Origin of the sequence: Sphingobacterium sp. UME9 (genome assembly GCF_014170215.1) — a bacterium.
Lineage (GTDB): Bacteria > Bacteroidota > Bacteroidia > Sphingobacteriales > Sphingobacteriaceae > Sphingobacterium > Sphingobacterium paramultivorum.
This window is the reverse complement of record NZ_LZZP01000003.1, coordinates 802,161-820,879: the sequence shown is the minus strand read 5'-3', so window position 1 is coordinate 820,879 and position 18,719 is coordinate 802,161. Positions and strand designations below refer to the sequence as shown.

Genomic DNA, 18,719 nt, shown 5'->3' with positions numbered 1-18,719 from the left:
GCCTTTTTTTGTTTTCTTGTAACTCCTTGTTAATCTAATCTATTCAAAAAAACTGAACTGACCTATACGGTTCGATGTAGTAGGTTTTTGTAAGTAGATCATTCAGGAAAAATAAAGGGCTACATTATTGGACATTAAATATTATCCTAAGATCATTAAACACATGACTAAAGAGTCCGGTCATTGATCAATGCTGTTTCAGAAAATGATCTGACGAATTCAATTGCATTTATTAAACTGGCCAAGCTTTCATACTTTAGGCCACTACCTATGATCTGGCCATTATCCCCTGTTAACTCAAAATAGAGTTTTCCACTAATAGCTCTACACTTAATTTTAGTATCATCTTTTGCATTTCTACGGATGGAAGCAATGCTATTTAAACAATTTTCTTTAGTTATATAACATTCACTATTTAAAATTACCTGTCCATTGTCTGCGATTAATTGAAACTGATATTCGCCATATTTCGTTAATGTAATCTCAAATATTCCCATACGTTAGTGCTATTTTACTCTTATTGTATCCTTAAATTATTCCCCTTATCCAATTTGAAAAAAGTTATACTATCCAAGGGAATTCATTATAAAACATAAAAAATCCCACTCATACAGACACGGTGGGATTTTTAGCAGCCTATTTGACGGATTCTTTGGGAACCGGAGCTAGGCAAATTAAATGTTATAGCTAATAATTTTGCCATATCGTAATAAGAACAAAGCTAATTCATTAATCCTTTCTTTCATTATCCTAATCATTCCATTTGTTTACAAATTTATTTATCAACTAGGCTAGTATTTTTTTCATCTGATCAGTCCTCAAAAACAATAAAAAATGACTTGAATTCATTTTCTATTGTTTTTTATTCTAAGTGAACAAATAGTATAAGTAAAAATTTAAATCGTGCAAGGAATAAAGCAAATTATCCAATCTATAAAATGATATCCACTATACTTTTGACACTCATATATTAACAGCATACATATTACTTAAATCTTCTCTAAAAGGAAAGCCGAACTAAATTCCGAGGATCTACGTCGGAAAAATCGAAATGGAGCATTATATTGCGGCAAGATCATCCAACATTAACACAATAGAATCTGTGAATATCAAAAAGGATAGACTACAAATTAATTAAATATTGCAGTGCTAAAGGAATAAATGAACATATATTATTGGGTAAAGAAACTTACCCACTCCGGCGGAACTTGACGGATTCTTGGAGACCGAAGCGAGGTAAGTATATCTTTTGTAGATGTAGTTTTTGTTACATTACAAATGTAATCTATTGAAGCATAAAACATGTTGCCATAATCATTCCTTCCGTTTACAAATTCAACTATTTTATAATTTTTCAAGACTCGTTTACCCTTTATTACCCCGTGACGATGGGAAAAATACGTTTTAAGCATCTTTTTCAGATAACAACAACACAATACACATGAAAGGAGCTATCTCTACAAACTATTAACGCCACATAAACCCGCCAATACGGAAAAAACGGAGCAACTTGTTAATCATGGTCAAAGCAGGTTTCTTAATCTTCCATTTTAATCCATCGAATCCTGTGGGAGCCGCATTGAAATCTTTCACTGTCGCCGCTCCTGTCTTCATATGTATCGGCGCTTCATCCCTTCGATGCTTCTCCACGACCAAGATGCTATCATAGTAGTGTAGGGAACTTACCGAACGCGTAAATCCATTGACCTTCAGTCCACGTTGTTCGGAATGGTAAGCATTGATGTAATCAATAAAATTTTTACTGTATTCAATAAAAGTACCATTCCTTTTATGGCCACCACCATAAAATACCTGATAAGATGTATGTAAATCTTCGCAAAGGTAAACGCCATTATCTTTCACATGATCAAAAAGCTCCTCAAATGTCACAATCTGTTGTATCATCGTATGGCCGCCATCATCGATCAATATATCGATCGGCGGAATGGATTCTTTTACCTGGCGTAGGAACTTCCGGTCCGACTGTGAACCAATAAATATCTCTACATTCTCTTCTTCGAGTTCCTTACAGTGCGGATTGATGTCGATACCGTAAATTTTCGCACGATCACCAAAATAGTTCTTCCACATCTGAAGACTTCCGCCCTGAAAAACCCCAACTTCCAACACCACGATCTCTTTGTCTTTGAAACGACTAAAATGTCTGTCGTATACATCGAAATAATGCATCCATTTATTGATTAGCTTCGCATCATTATTTCGGAAATAAGTTTCTAACTCGTTCATGTCCTTCGGTCTATTTTAAGGGGTTCTGGTTTTTTATGCTTTGAATTTATTGAAATATAACGAAAAAAGCAACGATATATTTTTGTTTCAGCAGAATTTTAAAATTTAAATTTTACAACATTTAAATTATTTTCCTACATTTACATAACTGGTTATATAATTACTTATAATACAATGGAACTATTTGAAAAAACAGGAAAAATAGCATTAGGAAGCAGATTGCGCTACATGGCTTCAAATATCACAGAAGAGGCCGCCCGATTACATGAGCTTTATCAGATTGATTTTGCGCCCAAGTGGTTTCCCGTTTTCTTTATCTTGTCTGAGGGTGATTCAAAAACAATTACCGATATAGCAACAGAGATTGGCCACTCCCAGCCATCAGTCACTAAAATCGTTAAAGAAATGATCAACGCAGGTCTTGTAGAGGATAACCTTCGCTCTGTGGATAAACGGCGAAATATGGTTGCATTGACCGATAAAGGAAAAATGCTTTGGGAAAGAATGAAAATTCAATGCATCGATATCGATCGCGCCATAGATGGGATTATCCAGGAAGCCACGCACAATCTATGGGAAGCTTTAGCTGAATGGGAATTTCTACTTGAACAAAAATCCTTGTTGAAACGCGTTCAGGAACAAAAGAAAATGCGTGAAAGTAAGGATGTCAACATTGTTCCATACAATTCAACATACCGCCTGGCATTTAAGTCTTTGAATGAGGAATGGATTTCTACCTATTTTGAAATGGAAGAAACTGACCATAAAGCACTTGACAATCCCGAGGAGTATATTTTGGCAAAAGGGGGTAAAATTATGGTTGCTCTTTATAACGATGAACCTGTAGGTGTATGCTCACTTATTAAAATGAATCATCCCGATTTTGACTATGAATTGGCAAAAATGGCGGTATCCCCAACAGTGCAAGGCAAAAGTATAGGCTACCTTTTGGGAAGAGCAATTATTGAAGAAGCAAAAACCTTAGGGGCATCAAAACTGTTTCTCGAGAGCAACACCATTTTGAAACCTGCAATCAATCTCTATTACAAGTTGGGTTTCCAAAAGATTAGCGGCTATCCAAGTCCTTATCAACGATGTAATATCCAGATGGAACTGGATTTAAAAAAATAGCCTTGAGCAGTAGAAACATAAACTGGAATAAGCGAACTCAGATAAGCGAATGAATGCTTCCCTTTTTTGGGGAAGCATTTTTGTTTAACTAATTTTTCAAATAAAAGGTGATACTTTTCGCTAAATTGGTACATGTCTATAAATGATATTGCTATGCAACAATTGATCAATTCAAATCGAACAATAGACCGACAGGTGCTCTTTATGAACTTGTATAAACGTACATTTCCCATCGTGGCTAAGTATATCAGTCGCATGGGAGGTAATTTGGATGAAGCCAAAGATGTATTTCAGGACGCTTTGCTGGTGTATTATGAAAAGATTCTTTTAACAGCAGCACCACTAAACAACGATATTGGCTATTTGGTTGGAACAGCCAAAAATCTATGGTTAAAACGGTATGGTCAATTCAGTCCAAACCTTCCCTTAGATCAAGTGGATATTGCTTTGACAACCGAAGAGTCTCCTTCTAGCGCAAGGCTGTTTCGTTTTTTGGAGATTGCTGGGCGTAAATGTTTAGAACTCTTGAAAAGCTTCTATTATGACCAAATGTCGCTGCAGGAAATTGCAGATGAACATGGCTATTCGGGAGCAAGGAGCGCCACTGTACAGAAATTTAAATGCCTGGAGAAAGTTAGAGAATCCGTTAAAAAAAAATCCCTGGTTTATGATGACTTCATGGAATGAAACTCAACAGATAGAAGCGTATATCTTTGGAATAGCGGAGCCGGAAGATGCACTGCTTTTTGAAGCGAAATTGGTGTTGGACGAAGAGTTGGCACACAAGGTTATTGCGCAACAAAAAGCTTATGCAGCTATTCGGCAATTCGGGCGCAAACAAGTGAAAATGGAAATTGAAGCCATAACGCAGGCATTATTTACGCATCCTGAACATGTCTCTTTTAGAAAAAAAATAATAAAGCTATTTAGCAAATCCTAAATTCCTAATATCATGACGATTGACAAAAATGAATTCCGCAAATTTGCGGTAGGGCATTGTTATGTCCAAAAAGATCTGGTGGATCATTATATTTCAGGCATCGAACAGTCGCGCATTCCGCTGGCCATGACGCCATATATCACCGAAGAACGCGAATTGCGCGTATCACAAATGGACGTATTTTCCAGATTGATGATTGACCGTATTATCTTTATGGGTGCTCCCGTAGAATCCAACATCGCCAATATCGTACAAGCCCAACTGTTATTCCTTCAATCTGTCGATCCAAAAAAAGATATACAACTGTATATCAACTCTCCCGGAGGCGAAGTTTATGCCGGATTAGGTATTTATGATACAATGCAATTGATCAGCCCGGATGTTGCAACGATCTGCACTGGTATGGCACTCTCCTTTGGTGCGATATTACTCTGCGGCGGTGCTGCTGGCAAACGAAGCGCGCTGGAACACGCACGGGTGATGCTTCATCAGCCACTTGGCGGTGTTCAAGGACAGGCTTCGGACATCGAAATTACAGCCAATCAAGTGCTGAAAATCAAGAAAGAGCTGTATGATATTATTGCCAAACACAGTGGACAGAGCTATCAACGCGTACATGATGTCAGCGACCGGGATCACTGGATGGTTGCTGCAGAAGCAAAAGAATTTGGAATTATTGACGACGTACTAATCTAGCAAGGATAAGTAAATTTATTGACAGTTTCAATCGGGCTATTGACAGACTATTGTCAATGGCCCTTTTAACTTTGTCATCAATAAATTTATATCAGCATGAAACTAACATCCATTCGACTGATTGCAAATGACATTCAGCAGTCCGTCAGATTCTATGAAGAAATACTGGGGCTCACCGCACAATGGTTTACACCAGATTTTGCCGAGCTTTCCACCAGTTCGATTACCATAGCTATAGGAAGTACTCGTACGATGCAAATGTTTAGCGACAGCCCCATTATCTTTGGTAACATGGCCCCTACTATTATTGAATTTTTAGTGGAAAATGTAGATCATGAATATATTCGGATCAAAAATAGTGCTTCAAAAATCATTCAGGAGCCGACAACAATGCCTTGGGGTAATCGCTCATTGCTTTTTTGTGATCCCGATGGTAACATGCTTAACTTTTTCACTCCGCTGAGCCCTGAGGCGATCAAAAAATTTGGCGTAGAAGCCACGAACTAACCCGCTCACATGACAAGATACTAAAGTCTAAAAATTAGTATCTTGTCTCCCTTAATCGATATTTAACAGCTATTTATTCAACTCATGGCCCTAATTAAAGATATATATACACCGGAATTTTATCAGTTTATTGCCGATCAGTTCCACCGCGTTGACAACAGTTTTAACAGAGAACAGTTTATCAAACGCGTTTTTTCAGGCAGTTTTCATGAAATGGAATGGAAACAGCGTACAAAACATAGCACAGCGGCCTTACATGAATTTATGCCGGCATCCTTTCCCGAAGCAGCGGCCTTACTAACACAAGTGGTGGAACATCTCCTAGAAACGAAGCATCGGGGAGGCCTTGAATATGTTATTTTTCCGGACTATATCGAAACTTACGGTATCGGAGATTTTGAAACAGCTGTGCAGTCATTTGAAATCGTCACGAGATTCATAACCTGCGAATTTGCCGTCCGTCCATTTATTATCAACTATGGATCTCGTATGATCGCGGAAATGGAAAGATGGTCCAAAAGCCCACATCCTCAAGTTCGACGCCTTGCAAGTGAAGGATCTAGGCCCCGACTCCCCTGGGCGATGGCAATTCCAGCGTTGAAAAACGACCCTTCCCCTATCCTGCCTATCCTCCAAAACCTCCATAATGACCCATCCGAGAGCGTCAGAAGAAGTGTGGCCAACAATCTCAACGATATTGCCAAAGATCATCCCCATCTCGTTCTGACCATTGCCCAGCAGTGGAATGGCATCAGTAAAAATACAGATGCCATCATTAAACATGGCTGCCGCACCTTACTCAAACAAGGACATCCAGCGATTCTAAGCTTTTATGGACTGGATAGTAGCGATTTTCATATTAGGAATCTCAGTATCCATACACCGGCAGTTAAAATAGGTGAACACCTTATTTTTTCCTTTGAAATTGAGAATGGAAGCAGCAGCGCCAGATCACTACGTCTGGAGTATGGGTTGTATTATCAAAAGTCAAATGGTCAGCTATCTCGAAAGGTATTTAAAATTAGTGAACGAATCTATCAGGGAACTGAAATAAACCGTATCGAGCGAAAGCAATCTTTCAAATTGATTACTACCCGGAAATTCTATGCAGGGAAACATAAAATTTCAATTATCGTCAATGGGCAAGAAACAGTTCAACAGGAATTTGAGCTATTGCACATTTAACGGGAAATAAGAAACAAACGAAGGGCTTTCGTGTTCTACTAGAAACAACAGGATATACGCTGGACAGGTTTTTCCCAGCGTATATAAGGTAAGTTCTTATGTTAATATGAGGTCTGTTATGAAGAAAATTCTCTTAATCCTTTTTGTCTTACTTATCCTATTTATCATTGGGCTTTTAATTAGAACGCTGACTTACCCGTTTACGCGTGTCAAAAAATCTGCTGCAACGCCTGTGCAGCCAGCGGCCAATGATAGCATTGTTGCCCGATTTGCCGGCGGCATCAAAATAGCCACAATCTCTATTGGCGACTCGACATTATTTAATCATGTTCCTTTTGAAGAACTTAATAGTTACATCAGGCACAATTTTCCACTGATCTATCGCTCTCTGGAAACCTATACGGTCAATGGCCACGCGCTGGTCATTCGACTCAAGGGAAGCGACAATAGCTTGCTTCCGCTACTCTTTCTTTCGCATATGGATGTTGTTCCTCCCGGTTCAGCTGCTATAAAAAACAACGATTCAACGCTATTTCAGCCTAGAGACCAGGCAATACCCCCTGTTAGCGAAATAGCCGAAGAATGGGACTATGCACCTTTTTCGGGAGCAGTAGCCAACGGCCGCATTTATGGCCGCGGAAGCTTAGATATGAAAGGCATGCTCTTCTCCTTACTTGAAGCTACGGAACAGTTGGTTCGAGAACAGGTACAGCCCAAGCGGGATATCTACCTCGCTTTTGGTTTTGATGAAGAAGTTGGTGGCGTACGCGGCGCAGCTAAAATAGCAGACTACTTCAAAGAAAAAGGCCTTAAATTCGAAGCCGTTTATGACGAGGGTGGACTCATTCTGGAAAAGGGCTCGGTCAAGGGAATCAGCTCCGATGTAGCATTGATCGGTTGTGCGGAGAAGGGATTTTTATCCCTGAAAATAAAGGTTAAAGGTCTTGGTGGGCACTCTTCGATGCCACCAACAACGAGTGCAATTGGTAAAGCGGCAGTCATCATGCAGCGCTTAGAAAATCACCAGATGAAAGCACAGATCGGCCCTATTATCCAAAACTTCTTTCAACAGGTTGGTGGTAGTATGCCTTTTGCCTCCCGCTTTGCGATCGCTAATCGCTGGATTATGGAACCTTTACTTCTGGCTCAACTAACGAAAAACCATTCGACTAATGCCCTCGTGCGAACAACTACGGCACTGACGATGATGAAGGGCAGCGATGCCCCCAATGTACTTTCACCTGAAGTTGAATTTGTCGTCAATTTTAGGCTATTGCCTGAAAACACCCTACAGGAAGTTCGGGATCATGTCGAGCAGGCTACAAGCGGGTTTGATGTTGAGATCGAACAGGTCGACAATGCCCGAGAAGCATCCAAAGTCTCACCAACAGACGTTAAAGCGTATAAGATGATGGAAGCTTCTATCCGCAGACTATACCCTGATCTTATTGTTACGCCTTACCTGACCGTTGGCGGAACCGACGCTATCAAATACCAAAATCTCAGTGATCATATTTATCGCTTTATGCCCATTAAAATTAATCACGCTGAACAGCAGAGTATGCATAGTACCAATGAATACATCAGCATTGAAAACTACCTGAAGATGATAGACTATTTTTATTACATTATGCGTCACTACGACGATGAAACTAGTGCCAAAACGGACTAGCTTGCTAAAGGTTATATTGCTCCATTTCCATTTTTACAAAATGTACAAATGCCGAAGGTGGCATTCCGGTAACGGTTTTAAAGGAAGAAGAGAATTTACTTAATGATGCAAAGCCACACATATCTGCAAGATAGGATAATTTAAAATCCAGGAGCTCCGGAGAAGTACGGATCTTATCCACAATATAATCAATCCGCCTTGTCTGGAGATAATCGTAAAAGTCTTTGCCTTTGAACTTTTGGATGATATAGGTTACATAACGGCTGTTCGTTCCCATGCTGGCTGCAAGCTGGCTCAGTGTAACTCCCCTTTCCAGATAAAATAACTCGGCTTCTTTTTTGAGCAGGAGCTGATATAATCGGTCTTCCGTTTCTTTAGACATATTAACCTCTTTCGCTTTGATATTGCCCGGATTTTCTACGCGCTCATTTAGCAGAAGTTCGGGCTTGATCTGCGGGCTGCCAATAACCATTTTTGCAGGTTGTTTTTCCATTAGATCAACATACTTTTTTCGATAATTCCGTTGTTTTTCATAAAAAAACAAGATCACGCCAGTCGCCAAAAGTAAGATCACAGTGATACCGCCCAATGCGAAGATTAACCTATTCCTATAAAAAAACTTTCTTTCATTGAGGTTTTCTATGAGATCATCGGAAATACTCTTCGCTACATTGTCTCTTTTCTCCTTGAGGTCAATAAAAAGGGAACGATATTGAAGTGACTTTTTTTCATCTATACTTTCCTTATAATATTTTGACAACGTTTCGTAGGTTAACATGCTTAGTTCCTCTACGCTACCATTTTCGAGATAAGGTTGTACCAAATCCAGGTATTTCTTTGCGTTTTTCAAATCATTGCGTGCAAGTGCCACTTCGGCCTGAGCACGATAGATATACGGTTTGAGATTACTTTCAACCGTTTTAATTTTATCGAAGGAAGAGTTCAAAAAAGAATCTGCAGCCGCCAAATCGCCTAAATTCAAGGCACAAATTCCCATAAGCTGATCATTTGTAGCTTTAATGAGCAATGCCTTTTTATCATCATTGGCATTGTGTTGAATATAGGATGAAGCCTTAACCACATATGCTTTGGCATCCAAATAATTACCCTGGGCAAAACTGTGAAATGCTCTTTCATGTAAAATATTGATACGTGTAAGCATTTTCATGATCGGATCAGTTTGATTTTCATTCGAAACTTCAGCTTTTCTCAAAAAACTCTCGGATGCTTTCAGTAGGCCCAATTGACGGAACGAGGTTGCCAGTGAGCCCGAGGTCGTTGCCTGCCAGGAAAAGTTCATGGTTGCATTGGAGATTGTATCCGCGCGCATAGCACTTTGAATACTCTGTTTCATATCACCTTTATTTTCATAAAGCTTAGACCACAACATATAAACTTTAATTTTCTGTTCATCGGTATTAGCGACATGTCGCAAAGAGTCTGCAACGCGTTCCGCCTCCTTTATGTCAATGGCTACCAAAGATACAACAACATCCAGGTAACGTTTGTTGAACTGATCCTCCTTTAATTTCTGGCCGTAACTATGCTGTAGCAAAACGAGAAATAATAAAAAAACAAAAATAAATGGCTTCATCATAAACCTATACAGCAGTAAAATATTCGTAAAACTTATATTCTAATCCAAAACAAAAAACCACGACAGCAGTAGTGTCAATAGTCCTCCGAGTAACGCAGCCAAGAACACATCTTTGGTCTGCCATTGTCTTTTTTGCACTAACTTTTTTACATCTTTCCTCACGACATATTCATTGTAATCGTAGTATGCGCGTAGATTATTGGAATCAATAACAACTTCGATCGTACGCTCTATTTCCCGTTCCAAATGTATAAGGGCCAATTGTGAGGAAAGATAACCGATCTCATTGTCGGCGACTTCACGCAATTGCAAAAAATCCTCGAGTGCCTTATCCAGATCCTCTGATAATAGTAACTCATTATTTGGGCAATATTTTCCAAGTGCCGTGGCTAACCTTTTCTCCAATTCAATCAAGGCCACCAGCAATTCTTTCGGCTCGTATATTACAGTATCCATATATTAGATAAATAACCATATAGGCAAACCTATCATCGGCGCTAAATATCCTATTTTAAATTTGTGTTAAAAATGACAACTATCATCTCGAAAATGACTGACATCACTAACGTATTATAAACTAATAATTAACAGGAATTACATCTCCCAAGATATAGCCCAGAGCTATTTGTCATGAATGCTCTTATTAAAATCTTCATCCATAAAATATCCCTTATTATTTTCTGCACCGTCTACGAGGGTTTTCAATCCACCCTGCGCCCGGATCTCTTCACTATAGAGCTCTTCATAATCTTTCGTATACATCGCATTTGGCACCACATTGATATCAAATATTATTTCGCGAATGGGTGATTTCTCAAAATTTCCGTATAACGTAATATAATGTTTGACGTAACCCACATTTTTTGCGCTATTGTAACTGAATGTCAATAAGCGTTCCTTACCTGGGGGGATGGAAAATGCCCCTAGCCCTTCTTCAACTTTCAGGCAGCCACAGGAAGTAATGATATCAGTGATCATCATCGGATTCTTACCTGTATTTTTCAAGTTGAAAGAAAGATCTTTTTCCTGGCCGGCTAGCAATGGATAATAGTGCCGCTCATTATCTTCAATTTCTATACTGGTCTTGCGGTTTGCGATATCCATACATGACCCCAATAGCAGCATAGCAGCTGCGAAAATTGCATTTTTAATATATCCGTATCTCATCACAGGCAATTACTGATTTTTTAATATCCTTACTCTTGTATATTCTTAGTTGAACCGTTCCATTTTTCTCCAGTTCGACCTCCCTTTCCAACACAGCAACTCCCGATTGTAATTCAAAATCATCGGCCGTATAAGTTGCTACTTTGCGGCCATTGCAAAAGAATTCAACATGATCTGGCACTAGCATTCGATGCTTGGCATGCACCAGGCAACGTAGTGTAAGTCTCTTTTTCTGCTCGGACTCATTATGAAAGATACCGTCAACTACGATATCTTCACCCGCTAGGAACCAGCCCTGATTAAAATCACTGGCAAAACCGTCTAACCCATCACTTAATAAGTAACTATCTTCACAACTTTGCTTCGATATCAACCCTGTTGCTTGTGCTTGCGCAAAGTCATTCCGCTTGAAGGAATTTTCCTCAAACGCTTTCCAGTCCTGGATATACCTATGAATTGCTCCATCCTCTTCCTTGTAGTTCTTCAGGTCAGCATAGTTTGTATAGGCAGACAGTCTATCCAGTGCCTCTTCTTTGTTATCGCTATTGGTTTCCAAATTTGGCGTCCTTTTCCTATCGCCCTGCATTCTTCCTGCGCTGGCATATTGAATTTGAAGTTTGGTATAAGCCAATGCCGTTAATAATTTGTCGATTTTCTCCCGTTCATTACCCACGGTGAACTTATTCAATTGGATCAATTTCTCATAGAAATGAAAAAACTCTTCCTGGTCAATATACGTCCGTAAAGCCTCGCGAAAGGAGGAGTAAACATCCGTTGGGTGGTTTCTTTTAAGGGCGCTACGCTCCAGTCCAATTAAGTAATTTGATAGCAAGTTTCCGGTACTTGGATAAAACCGTTGCAGGTAGTTTGTTATCAATTGCGGCACTTCCAACGATGGGTCGATCATTAAGGCGGCAAATACATAAGTTTTTACATCTTCGAACGAACTATAATCATAGCCACTACCATTTAGAAATAGCCCATCAATGCCAAGGCTATTAAAAAAAGGTAGCTGTTTCTTTACACGCTCCATGACCGGAAATGGCGTGAGATAGTCGTCAAAATTTGAAACATAATCCCAGCCGTACAGATGCCTTACCTTTGTTTTCCAATTGTTCGCTAGCATTGAAAAATTAAATACAGCAACCGAATTCAAATCGAGAACTGCAGTTTTTGGCAAATCGATCGTGCTAACAAATACACCAACATTCTCCATCAACATTCTTTTCGGCGCTTCGGCAGTGGATCGATAAGCGAGGGTAAAAAAATGGTGTTTTGGAAATTCCTGTGCCAGCCGATTAAGCAGATCGCCAACTGCTGCAGTGGCACTGGTTTTCGTATTCCCCTTTTTTTGGCAGTCGTTACAGGTACAAACCAAGTCATTGTCATTTGGAGCTATCATAAAATGGGTTGGTGCCTTTGTTCCATCTCCATATTGATCTCTTATATATGAACTAATCGCATTGTAGGTTTCCTGTGCTGAAAAACAATACTGCTCATTTATTCTCTTTCCGTCTACGAATGCATAGGAATTGGTCGGTATGCTATTTCCAAAAACGCGTTTTAGATTATGCCCCCAAATTCCCCAGTCGCGATCTGTAGCTTTGGTCAACAGTATCCCAGCATAGTCCGCGTCCAGATTTGATGGTAAATGCGGCTCGCGGTATTGCATCGAAAAATGTCCTTTATGACTGTTAAAATTTAGGTAGTTGGGTGGCAGGTCAGCGACATCCAACTGATGGAAATTTGAGAAATGATCAATTAAAAGATAGGAAATCCAACATAGTGTAGCATACTCGCGTCCAAAGATAGAAAGCCGATCTTTTTCATTACGGATTTCATAATCGGAATCCAAATCCGGAACAAGCTCCAGGTACACCGTGTTTGCTCCCTGAAGATTGATCTGATCCGAACGTTTTACCTGAAAGGCCGTTCTATTTTGAATGCGTTTTTTTAGGTGATAGTATAAATAATCTGCCGCATTACGACTGCTTTTATCACCATTGGATGCTATGGTGAGCTGTGGCGACTCAAACTTGAATGTACTCGCCTCACCCGCACAGCTTAACAGCAAAATTTGTAAAATAAATAATATGGCGACCTTAAAAAGATACATTTAACTGAAGATATAGATTATATAAATTTCGGTAAGTACTGTTGTCCAACTCTTTTCCTGTTTGGAAATTATACCAGGTACCAATTGCGCTCACGCCAATATTACGGCTGATAGATCGTCCTAATCCTGCTCCTACCATCGCATTGAAGACATTAAAACTATTATAGAATTGATTGTCCAACAAGTCAATATCGGGTGAGTTACCAATACTTCCCATGGCTAATACATAGTTTTTGGGACTATTCATAAAGTACTGCGCTTTTCCCATTAGACTATAGAGATATCGCCCTTGACCAGCGCTATTCAGATAGAAATTGCTCAACTTGGCATTAAGGCGAAAATCCTCGATTTCCTTGCTGATTCCGAGATTCAGATTAAACAGATTTTGCTTGGTATAGAAACTCCGAAAACCCAATCCCGCCTCGGCTTCCCAAGAGGGTTTCCAGGTATAAATTGCGGCTGCATTCAAGGCAATTTTAGCAAAATACTTATTGGCCCAAGCGACATCCAAGCGACTGGACAAATCTGCTGTCCATGGTCTTGCCCATTCAAATTGTCCCTGAACTCCCTTGCCTTCAGCACGGCCAGCATAATTTACCCGCCCCGTGTAAGTGCTCCCGTATGCATTTAGTCGGGTATAATCGACTGTAGAGATCGTTGAAATGGCATAGTCATCACCAAACCTAGCCCTTAAATGCGATACTGAAACCGTATTATGGAAAGATTTTTGCCCCAGATAATTGAGATGGCTTTTGAAATCATCCAATTCCAGCAGTGAGGGTTCATAAAATTTCTGATAATAGTATGCCGAATCGTAATTTCTTAGTCCCTCGTAAGCTAGGCCTTTCATATATTTCAGCACCTTGTTGTCTTTGTAGTGCAATGCAGTGTCGATGACGGTCAAGGCCATCTCATGCTCCTTTCCCTTTAGCAAGCGTCCGGCGTATTCCTCTGTCGTATTTGTGAAAGTATTTACCAAAGGTATGTGGAAGGGATTGAGTTTTACCTGGCTATGTAAAAGTGCCCAAGAGTCCGCAAGTTTCTCTACCTTATGAGTCATTGCTTCAGCGAGTTTTATCTTAAACGCGACATCATCGGCATATTGTCCTTCGGCAATCTGTGCATAACGCAACATGGCATCGTTGTCTTTCAGCTGATAACAGATATTGATCATATAAAGCAGTGCATCTTGATTATATTGATCAACGGTGAGCCACCTGTCGACAGACTGTTGCGCTTCAGTGAGTTTATACGCTTCAAGTAGGTTTTTGACGCGTGGTATCATGATGTCACTATAGCCGCTCAACAAACGCTGACGCTCTTCCTCATTCGCTCTACCCAACACCTGTTCGTAAATCAAAAGCGCTTGATCGTAGCGCCCCTGCTTATTGTACAGATCCGATTTCTTTAACAGCAATGTTGCATCGCCTGGCTCGTCAAGGAGAATATCGTCCAAAACAACAATCGCCTCCTGATACCGACCTTCTGTCACATAAGCATTGTACAATCCCTGTTGCGCTATCGCTATCGATGCATCATCCCCATAACGTATGACATCTTTCCAATCACTAATGGCTACCCCAATTTTTCCATCCTGAAAACTCGTTTTCGCCTGCTGTAAAGTGAGCGTGACATAGGATTCCCGGAGATCGGTATCTCTGGGATATTTTGCAAAATAGGTTTTCGTCAAAGTTGATACTTTGGCTTGATTACCCATACGCTTGTACACCATCAATTCTCTCATGTCTAACTCCTTACTCCCGCCTACACTACGACGATGTTTAGTTAAAGCAACAATAGCACCTTCATACTGCTCCTTTGCTATTAGGTCATTATACACATAATCAAAAGCCTCCTTATTTCCAGGTGCGCCATCAAATATTTTTCCGTATAAGCTCGCAGGGTCGTTATTTTTAGCATTTCGTGCCGCTTCAAGCAAAAAATAATTGTATTGCGATCGCAAACTGCCACTACCACCATGTTTAAGTTGATCATCCAAAAATGCCAAGATTTCAGGATATCGTTGTTGATGCTCTAATATTGCAATCTTCTTCTGCACAAAAGCAGCATCTCGGGGAAACTGATTTAGCGCCCTTTCGGTGTAGACCAGTGCATTATTAAAATCGCCCGCCTTGATATAGTTATCGATAATCGAAAAGTAACTATCCTGTTTTCGAGGTTGATCTTCGACCAATTTTTTGCCCATTTCAATGGATTGATCAAGCTTGCCTGATTTTTTAATTTCTGCGCTACGTTTCTCCAGGAGATAATTCTGATCCGATTTAAGTTCGGTATCCTCTGGATAAATCTGGGCGATACGCTTCAATAAGCGATCTGCCTCGACCTGGTTGCCCATGGTCCGGTACAATTCAATTTTCTTGCGCCACAAGCCTTTCCAATAAGGATTGACCTCCAATAGTTCATTGATATAACAGATCGCGCTCGAATAGCGCTGTGTTTCGGTCTCCACAGCAACAAGCATATGCTTGGACTCCACATTTGCGGGAGCATATTCAAGTGATTTTACAAGCTCATATCGCGCTTTATCGTACTGTTGCCGATGAAGATAATATTTCCCGAGCAGCATCCGCATATCTGAATCTTTGGGATTTTTTTGAAGAAATTCATCGACTTTTTTCTTTCCTTCCTCCCACTTTCCCTGGCTATAGAGTTCATTAATTTCGTTGGCATCTTTATTTCGTTCAATTGTCGTTCCGGCCCTTTGGGCATAGCTGGGATTTGCCAGCAGTAAAGCGCCAGAAATTCCTATAAAAAGACTGGCGTATGTAAACTTCTTAAACATTGTTATTGGCAGCGTTAACATTTTTTGAAGGCGAAAACCCTTGACGGGTCATCTGTCCCCATTTGAAATTTCGTTTAGTTAAATATTGAATGTATCCTCTAAGGGTAAAAACCACGACCAAAGGATGGTATATAATAGCTTCAAATGCCGAAAACAGCACGAGCTTGAGGTATTCCCAAAAGTTTTTGTAAAGCTTATTCAATACCAGATCATACGATACGGTAATGATAGATACAGAGAGACCAATGAGGTATGCATAAAGCAACATCATCCAAAATGTATCAAAATTGACCTGATGCGTAAACAATAAAAACAACAGGAATAAAAATCCAGTAAACTCGATTATTGGAGCCAGAAATTCAAAAAAGACAATGTAAGGCATCACAAGCAATCCAAGCCGGCCATAGTCCTTGTTTAAGAAGAATTTCCGATGATCGATAATGAATTGCAGCATACCACGTCCCCATCGGGTACGCTGCCTATTCAGCACTTTTATATTTGGTGGTCCTTCTGTCCAACAGAGACTATATGGGCATTGTGCAATCTTGTATTTCTTTCGGTTTTCCCGCATATAGGCTACCATCCGTACGGTCATATCCATATCTTCGGCGTGAGAAGCCGAATCAAAGCCGCCTGCAGAGGTCACCACTTGAGTATCAAAGAGACCAAACCCGCCGGATACGTTTGGAATAGCATTGAGCATCGACCAGCCCATTTTGGCTACCAGATAAGATCGGAGATATTCTGTTTCCTGAAAAAGAGGAATAAGGCCTTTTGGTGGTCTTACACGTGTAATTTGTCCTTTATCTATCGAACAGCTATTCACCATACGCATGGTCGCTCCGACTGCTATCACATGCTGTTCACTATCCAATACAGGTAAAATAATTTTGCTCAGGGTATCCTTGGCAAGAATACAATCAACATCGGTATTGATAAAATAGGCGTATTGAGCCATATTAACACCTGCATTCATTGCATCCGCCTTTGTTCCACCATTCTCCTTATCGACGACAATGAGCTTACTATAAGCCGGATTTTTGGATCGTAATATGCGATGAACAGGCCTACAGTATACTTTATAGACATAATAATAAGGAACTTCTTCTAATTCAAATTCGTCTATTAAAATCGCTAAGGTCTTGTCTTTACTACCATCGTTAACAATAATTACTTCAAAGGTTGGATAATCGAGATTTAAGAGAGAGTTGACACTATCAGAGATAATCACTTCTTCGTTGAATGCTGGCGCAACAATAGATATTCCTGGCGCCTCATTCGGAAAGTTTTTTAGATAATGTTCGTCTCTTTTTGTATAAGAATAACGATAACGTATCGTTTTAAAATAGCTCATTACGAGCAATGCTATATAGAAAATAGCAAGCGTAGTTGCATAAAAGTAAATAAGATAAGTAAAGAAGTATACCATTTTTCTAAAAGTTTAGGCTGATACGAAAATATTTTCTGAAAACACCTGATCCAGCAGCAGGTGCTCTTTCTCCTTGGCTCCAGATCGGGCGTCTTCTTTGAGCTGATGAAGTTTCTGCTTTCCCTGTTCACCATGACATTTAATAGAGCGTGCCACCAGCAATTTGATATTTACATCTGCTGTTGACTGATAGGTCTCTACAAGGAAAGCCAACGTGTGTTCATCTCGCAGACCGCCCAGCGCTTTAATGATAGCCTCTCTGACACTGCTATTCTCCAAGGCGAACCTATCGATTAACACAGGTGCACATTCAAAATAGTCGAGTTCTCCAAGTGTCATTACGATCTGTGCCCGCACATCCTTATTCTCTTGTTTATCGAGAAGTGTCAATAAAGTTGCTGAAGCCTCATATTGCTTGAAGAAACCAATCTCACGAAGCACAAAAATGATATAATTTGGATTTTTTGAATTATTAATCCAGCGAAGTAAATTGGGCAATTTACCTTCATTTGACTTTTTAATCAATGTGGCATGGAGACGTAATTTATCCAACTGAGTGAAAGCTTCATCAAAGTTTTCCTCCATAAACCGGAATGGGTTATAGGTGTCTTGACTGGTATACAGGTCACGTGCTGCCTTACGCAGTTGGATATCTTTATGAAATGTTGACTTGGAGAGCACTCCACTATTCACTCCATTATCTATTTCACCCACAATTTGTAAGACTTCACGCCGACGGTCAATGGCAGCAACGCGCATACGCTTTTCCCAAAAACGCGTCAATCCCAACGCTTCAAGGCAATTCTTATAATTAATAACATTAAGTGCACTTGCCTTCTCTACCGTATTTTTGACCGAAAGAACAAGATCGGTCACTAATTCCCATTTCCACTTTTTCACTTTACTTACATCATAGTCTAGAAGAGCCTGGATTTCCTCGACATCATAGTTCGCTTTGTTACGCATAACAAAATCCAGTTTCTCCTCAAAATGTTGTTTCGTTTTGTTCTTTCGCCGTTCTTCCCGATTTATTTTATACCCTATAAACAATAAGCGCAGTATGCCACATAGTGTAATTACTGCCAACAACATGACCATCACCAAGGTCATTCGAATAATTAAGGGATATCCATTGTAAAGAGAGCTCAGGTAGCTCAAATAATACAGATAAAAATCGTAATACATAATCTTCTTTTTTTGGGTTGATAAACAGTCCTCAGTTTTCTACC

The 18,719-nt window shown here is 39.9% G+C and carries 16 protein-coding genes; 7 read left to right on the top strand and 9 right to left on the bottom strand.

Annotation, left to right across the window (positions count from 1 at the left end; genetic code table 11):
- Positions 1-167 precede the first annotated feature (167 nt).
- The gene (locus tag A9970_RS04920; RefSeq protein WP_182981524.1) at positions 168-497 is read right to left on the bottom strand and encodes a YegP family protein; all 330 of its coding nucleotides are present in this window, start codon (positions 495-497) and stop codon (positions 168-170) included.
- Between the two features lie 970 nt (positions 498-1,467).
- A complete protein-coding gene (locus tag A9970_RS04915) occupies positions 1,468-2,247 on the bottom strand; it encodes a class I SAM-dependent methyltransferase (protein ID WP_153845960.1) in 780 nt (259 codons plus the stop codon).
- 174 nt (positions 2,248-2,421) lie between these two features.
- On the opposite strand from A9970_RS04915, the gene A9970_RS04910 reads away from it, so the two are divergent.
- From A9970_RS04910 to A9970_RS04880, 7 genes are all read left to right on the top strand, one after another.
- Entirely contained in the window at positions 2,422-3,378 is a 957-nt protein-coding gene (locus tag A9970_RS04910) for a helix-turn-helix domain-containing GNAT family N-acetyltransferase (RefSeq protein ID WP_153845959.1), read from the top strand.
- A 153-nt stretch (positions 3,379-3,531) separates the two neighbouring features.
- Positions 3,532-4,065, top strand: a complete 534-nt coding sequence (locus tag A9970_RS04905; protein WP_182981523.1) for an RNA polymerase sigma factor — start codon at positions 3,532-3,534, stop codon at positions 4,063-4,065.
- Positions 4,046-4,318, top strand: coding sequence for a hypothetical protein (locus A9970_RS04900; RefSeq protein ID WP_153845957.1), 273 nt, complete (start codon positions 4,046-4,048; stop codon positions 4,316-4,318). The genes A9970_RS04905 and A9970_RS04900 overlap by 20 nt, the downstream gene beginning before the upstream one ends.
- Before the next feature lie 12 nt (positions 4,319-4,330).
- Positions 4,331-5,014, top strand: coding sequence for an ATP-dependent Clp protease proteolytic subunit (locus tag A9970_RS04895; protein ID WP_153845956.1), 684 nt, complete (start codon positions 4,331-4,333; stop codon positions 5,012-5,014).
- Positions 5,015-5,110: 96 nt separating this feature from the next.
- The gene (locus A9970_RS04890) at positions 5,111-5,521 is read left to right on the top strand and encodes a glyoxalase/bleomycin resistance/extradiol dioxygenase family protein (protein WP_182981522.1); all 411 of its coding nucleotides are present in this window, start codon (positions 5,111-5,113) and stop codon (positions 5,519-5,521) included.
- 84 nt (positions 5,522-5,605) lie between these two features.
- Complete coding sequence (locus A9970_RS04885; RefSeq protein WP_159726816.1) at positions 5,606-6,706, top strand: DNA alkylation repair protein; 1,101 nt, start codon at positions 5,606-5,608, stop codon at positions 6,704-6,706.
- Between the two features lie 118 nt (positions 6,707-6,824).
- Complete coding sequence (locus tag A9970_RS04880) at positions 6,825-8,378, top strand: M20/M25/M40 family metallo-hydrolase (protein ID WP_182981521.1); 1,554 nt, start codon at positions 6,825-6,827, stop codon at positions 8,376-8,378.
- 4 nt (positions 8,379-8,382) lie between these two features.
- Here A9970_RS04880 and A9970_RS04875 read toward each other — a convergent pair whose 3' ends face one another.
- The 7 genes from A9970_RS04875 to A9970_RS04845 form a co-directional block, all read right to left on the bottom strand.
- Entirely contained in the window at positions 8,383-9,975 is a 1,593-nt protein-coding gene (locus A9970_RS04875) for an AraC family transcriptional regulator (RefSeq protein ID WP_182981520.1), read from the bottom strand.
- Between the two features lie 39 nt (positions 9,976-10,014).
- Positions 10,015-10,431 carry a hypothetical protein gene (locus A9970_RS04870; protein ID WP_153845952.1) on the bottom strand — a complete coding sequence of 139 codons (417 nt, stop codon included), beginning with the start codon at positions 10,429-10,431 and terminating at the stop codon, positions 10,015-10,017.
- A gap of 165 nt (positions 10,432-10,596) precedes the next feature.
- Positions 10,597-11,142, bottom strand: coding sequence for a DUF1573 domain-containing protein (locus A9970_RS04865; protein ID WP_200845523.1), 546 nt, complete (start codon positions 11,140-11,142; stop codon positions 10,597-10,599).
- Positions 11,123-13,258 carry a DUF4838 domain-containing protein gene (locus A9970_RS04860; RefSeq protein ID WP_182981519.1) on the bottom strand — a complete coding sequence of 712 codons (2,136 nt, stop codon included), beginning with the start codon at positions 13,256-13,258 and terminating at the stop codon, positions 11,123-11,125. The genes A9970_RS04865 and A9970_RS04860 overlap by 20 nt, the downstream gene beginning before the upstream one ends.
- Positions 13,245-16,061, bottom strand: coding sequence for a tetratricopeptide repeat protein (locus tag A9970_RS04855; RefSeq protein ID WP_182981518.1), 2,817 nt, complete (start codon positions 16,059-16,061; stop codon positions 13,245-13,247). The genes A9970_RS04860 and A9970_RS04855 overlap by 14 nt, the downstream gene beginning before the upstream one ends.
- The gene (locus A9970_RS04850) at positions 16,054-17,490 is read right to left on the bottom strand and encodes a glycosyltransferase (protein ID WP_182981517.1); all 1,437 of its coding nucleotides are present in this window, start codon (positions 17,488-17,490) and stop codon (positions 16,054-16,056) included. Before A9970_RS04850 ends, A9970_RS04855 begins: the two co-directional genes overlap by 8 nt.
- A 12-nt stretch (positions 17,491-17,502) precedes the next feature.
- Positions 17,503-18,675 (bottom strand): HEAT repeat domain-containing protein, encoded by a 1,173-nt coding sequence (locus A9970_RS04845; RefSeq protein ID WP_182981516.1) that lies wholly within the window; start codon positions 18,673-18,675, stop codon positions 17,503-17,505.
- Between the last annotated feature and the right edge of the window lie 44 nt (positions 18,676-18,719).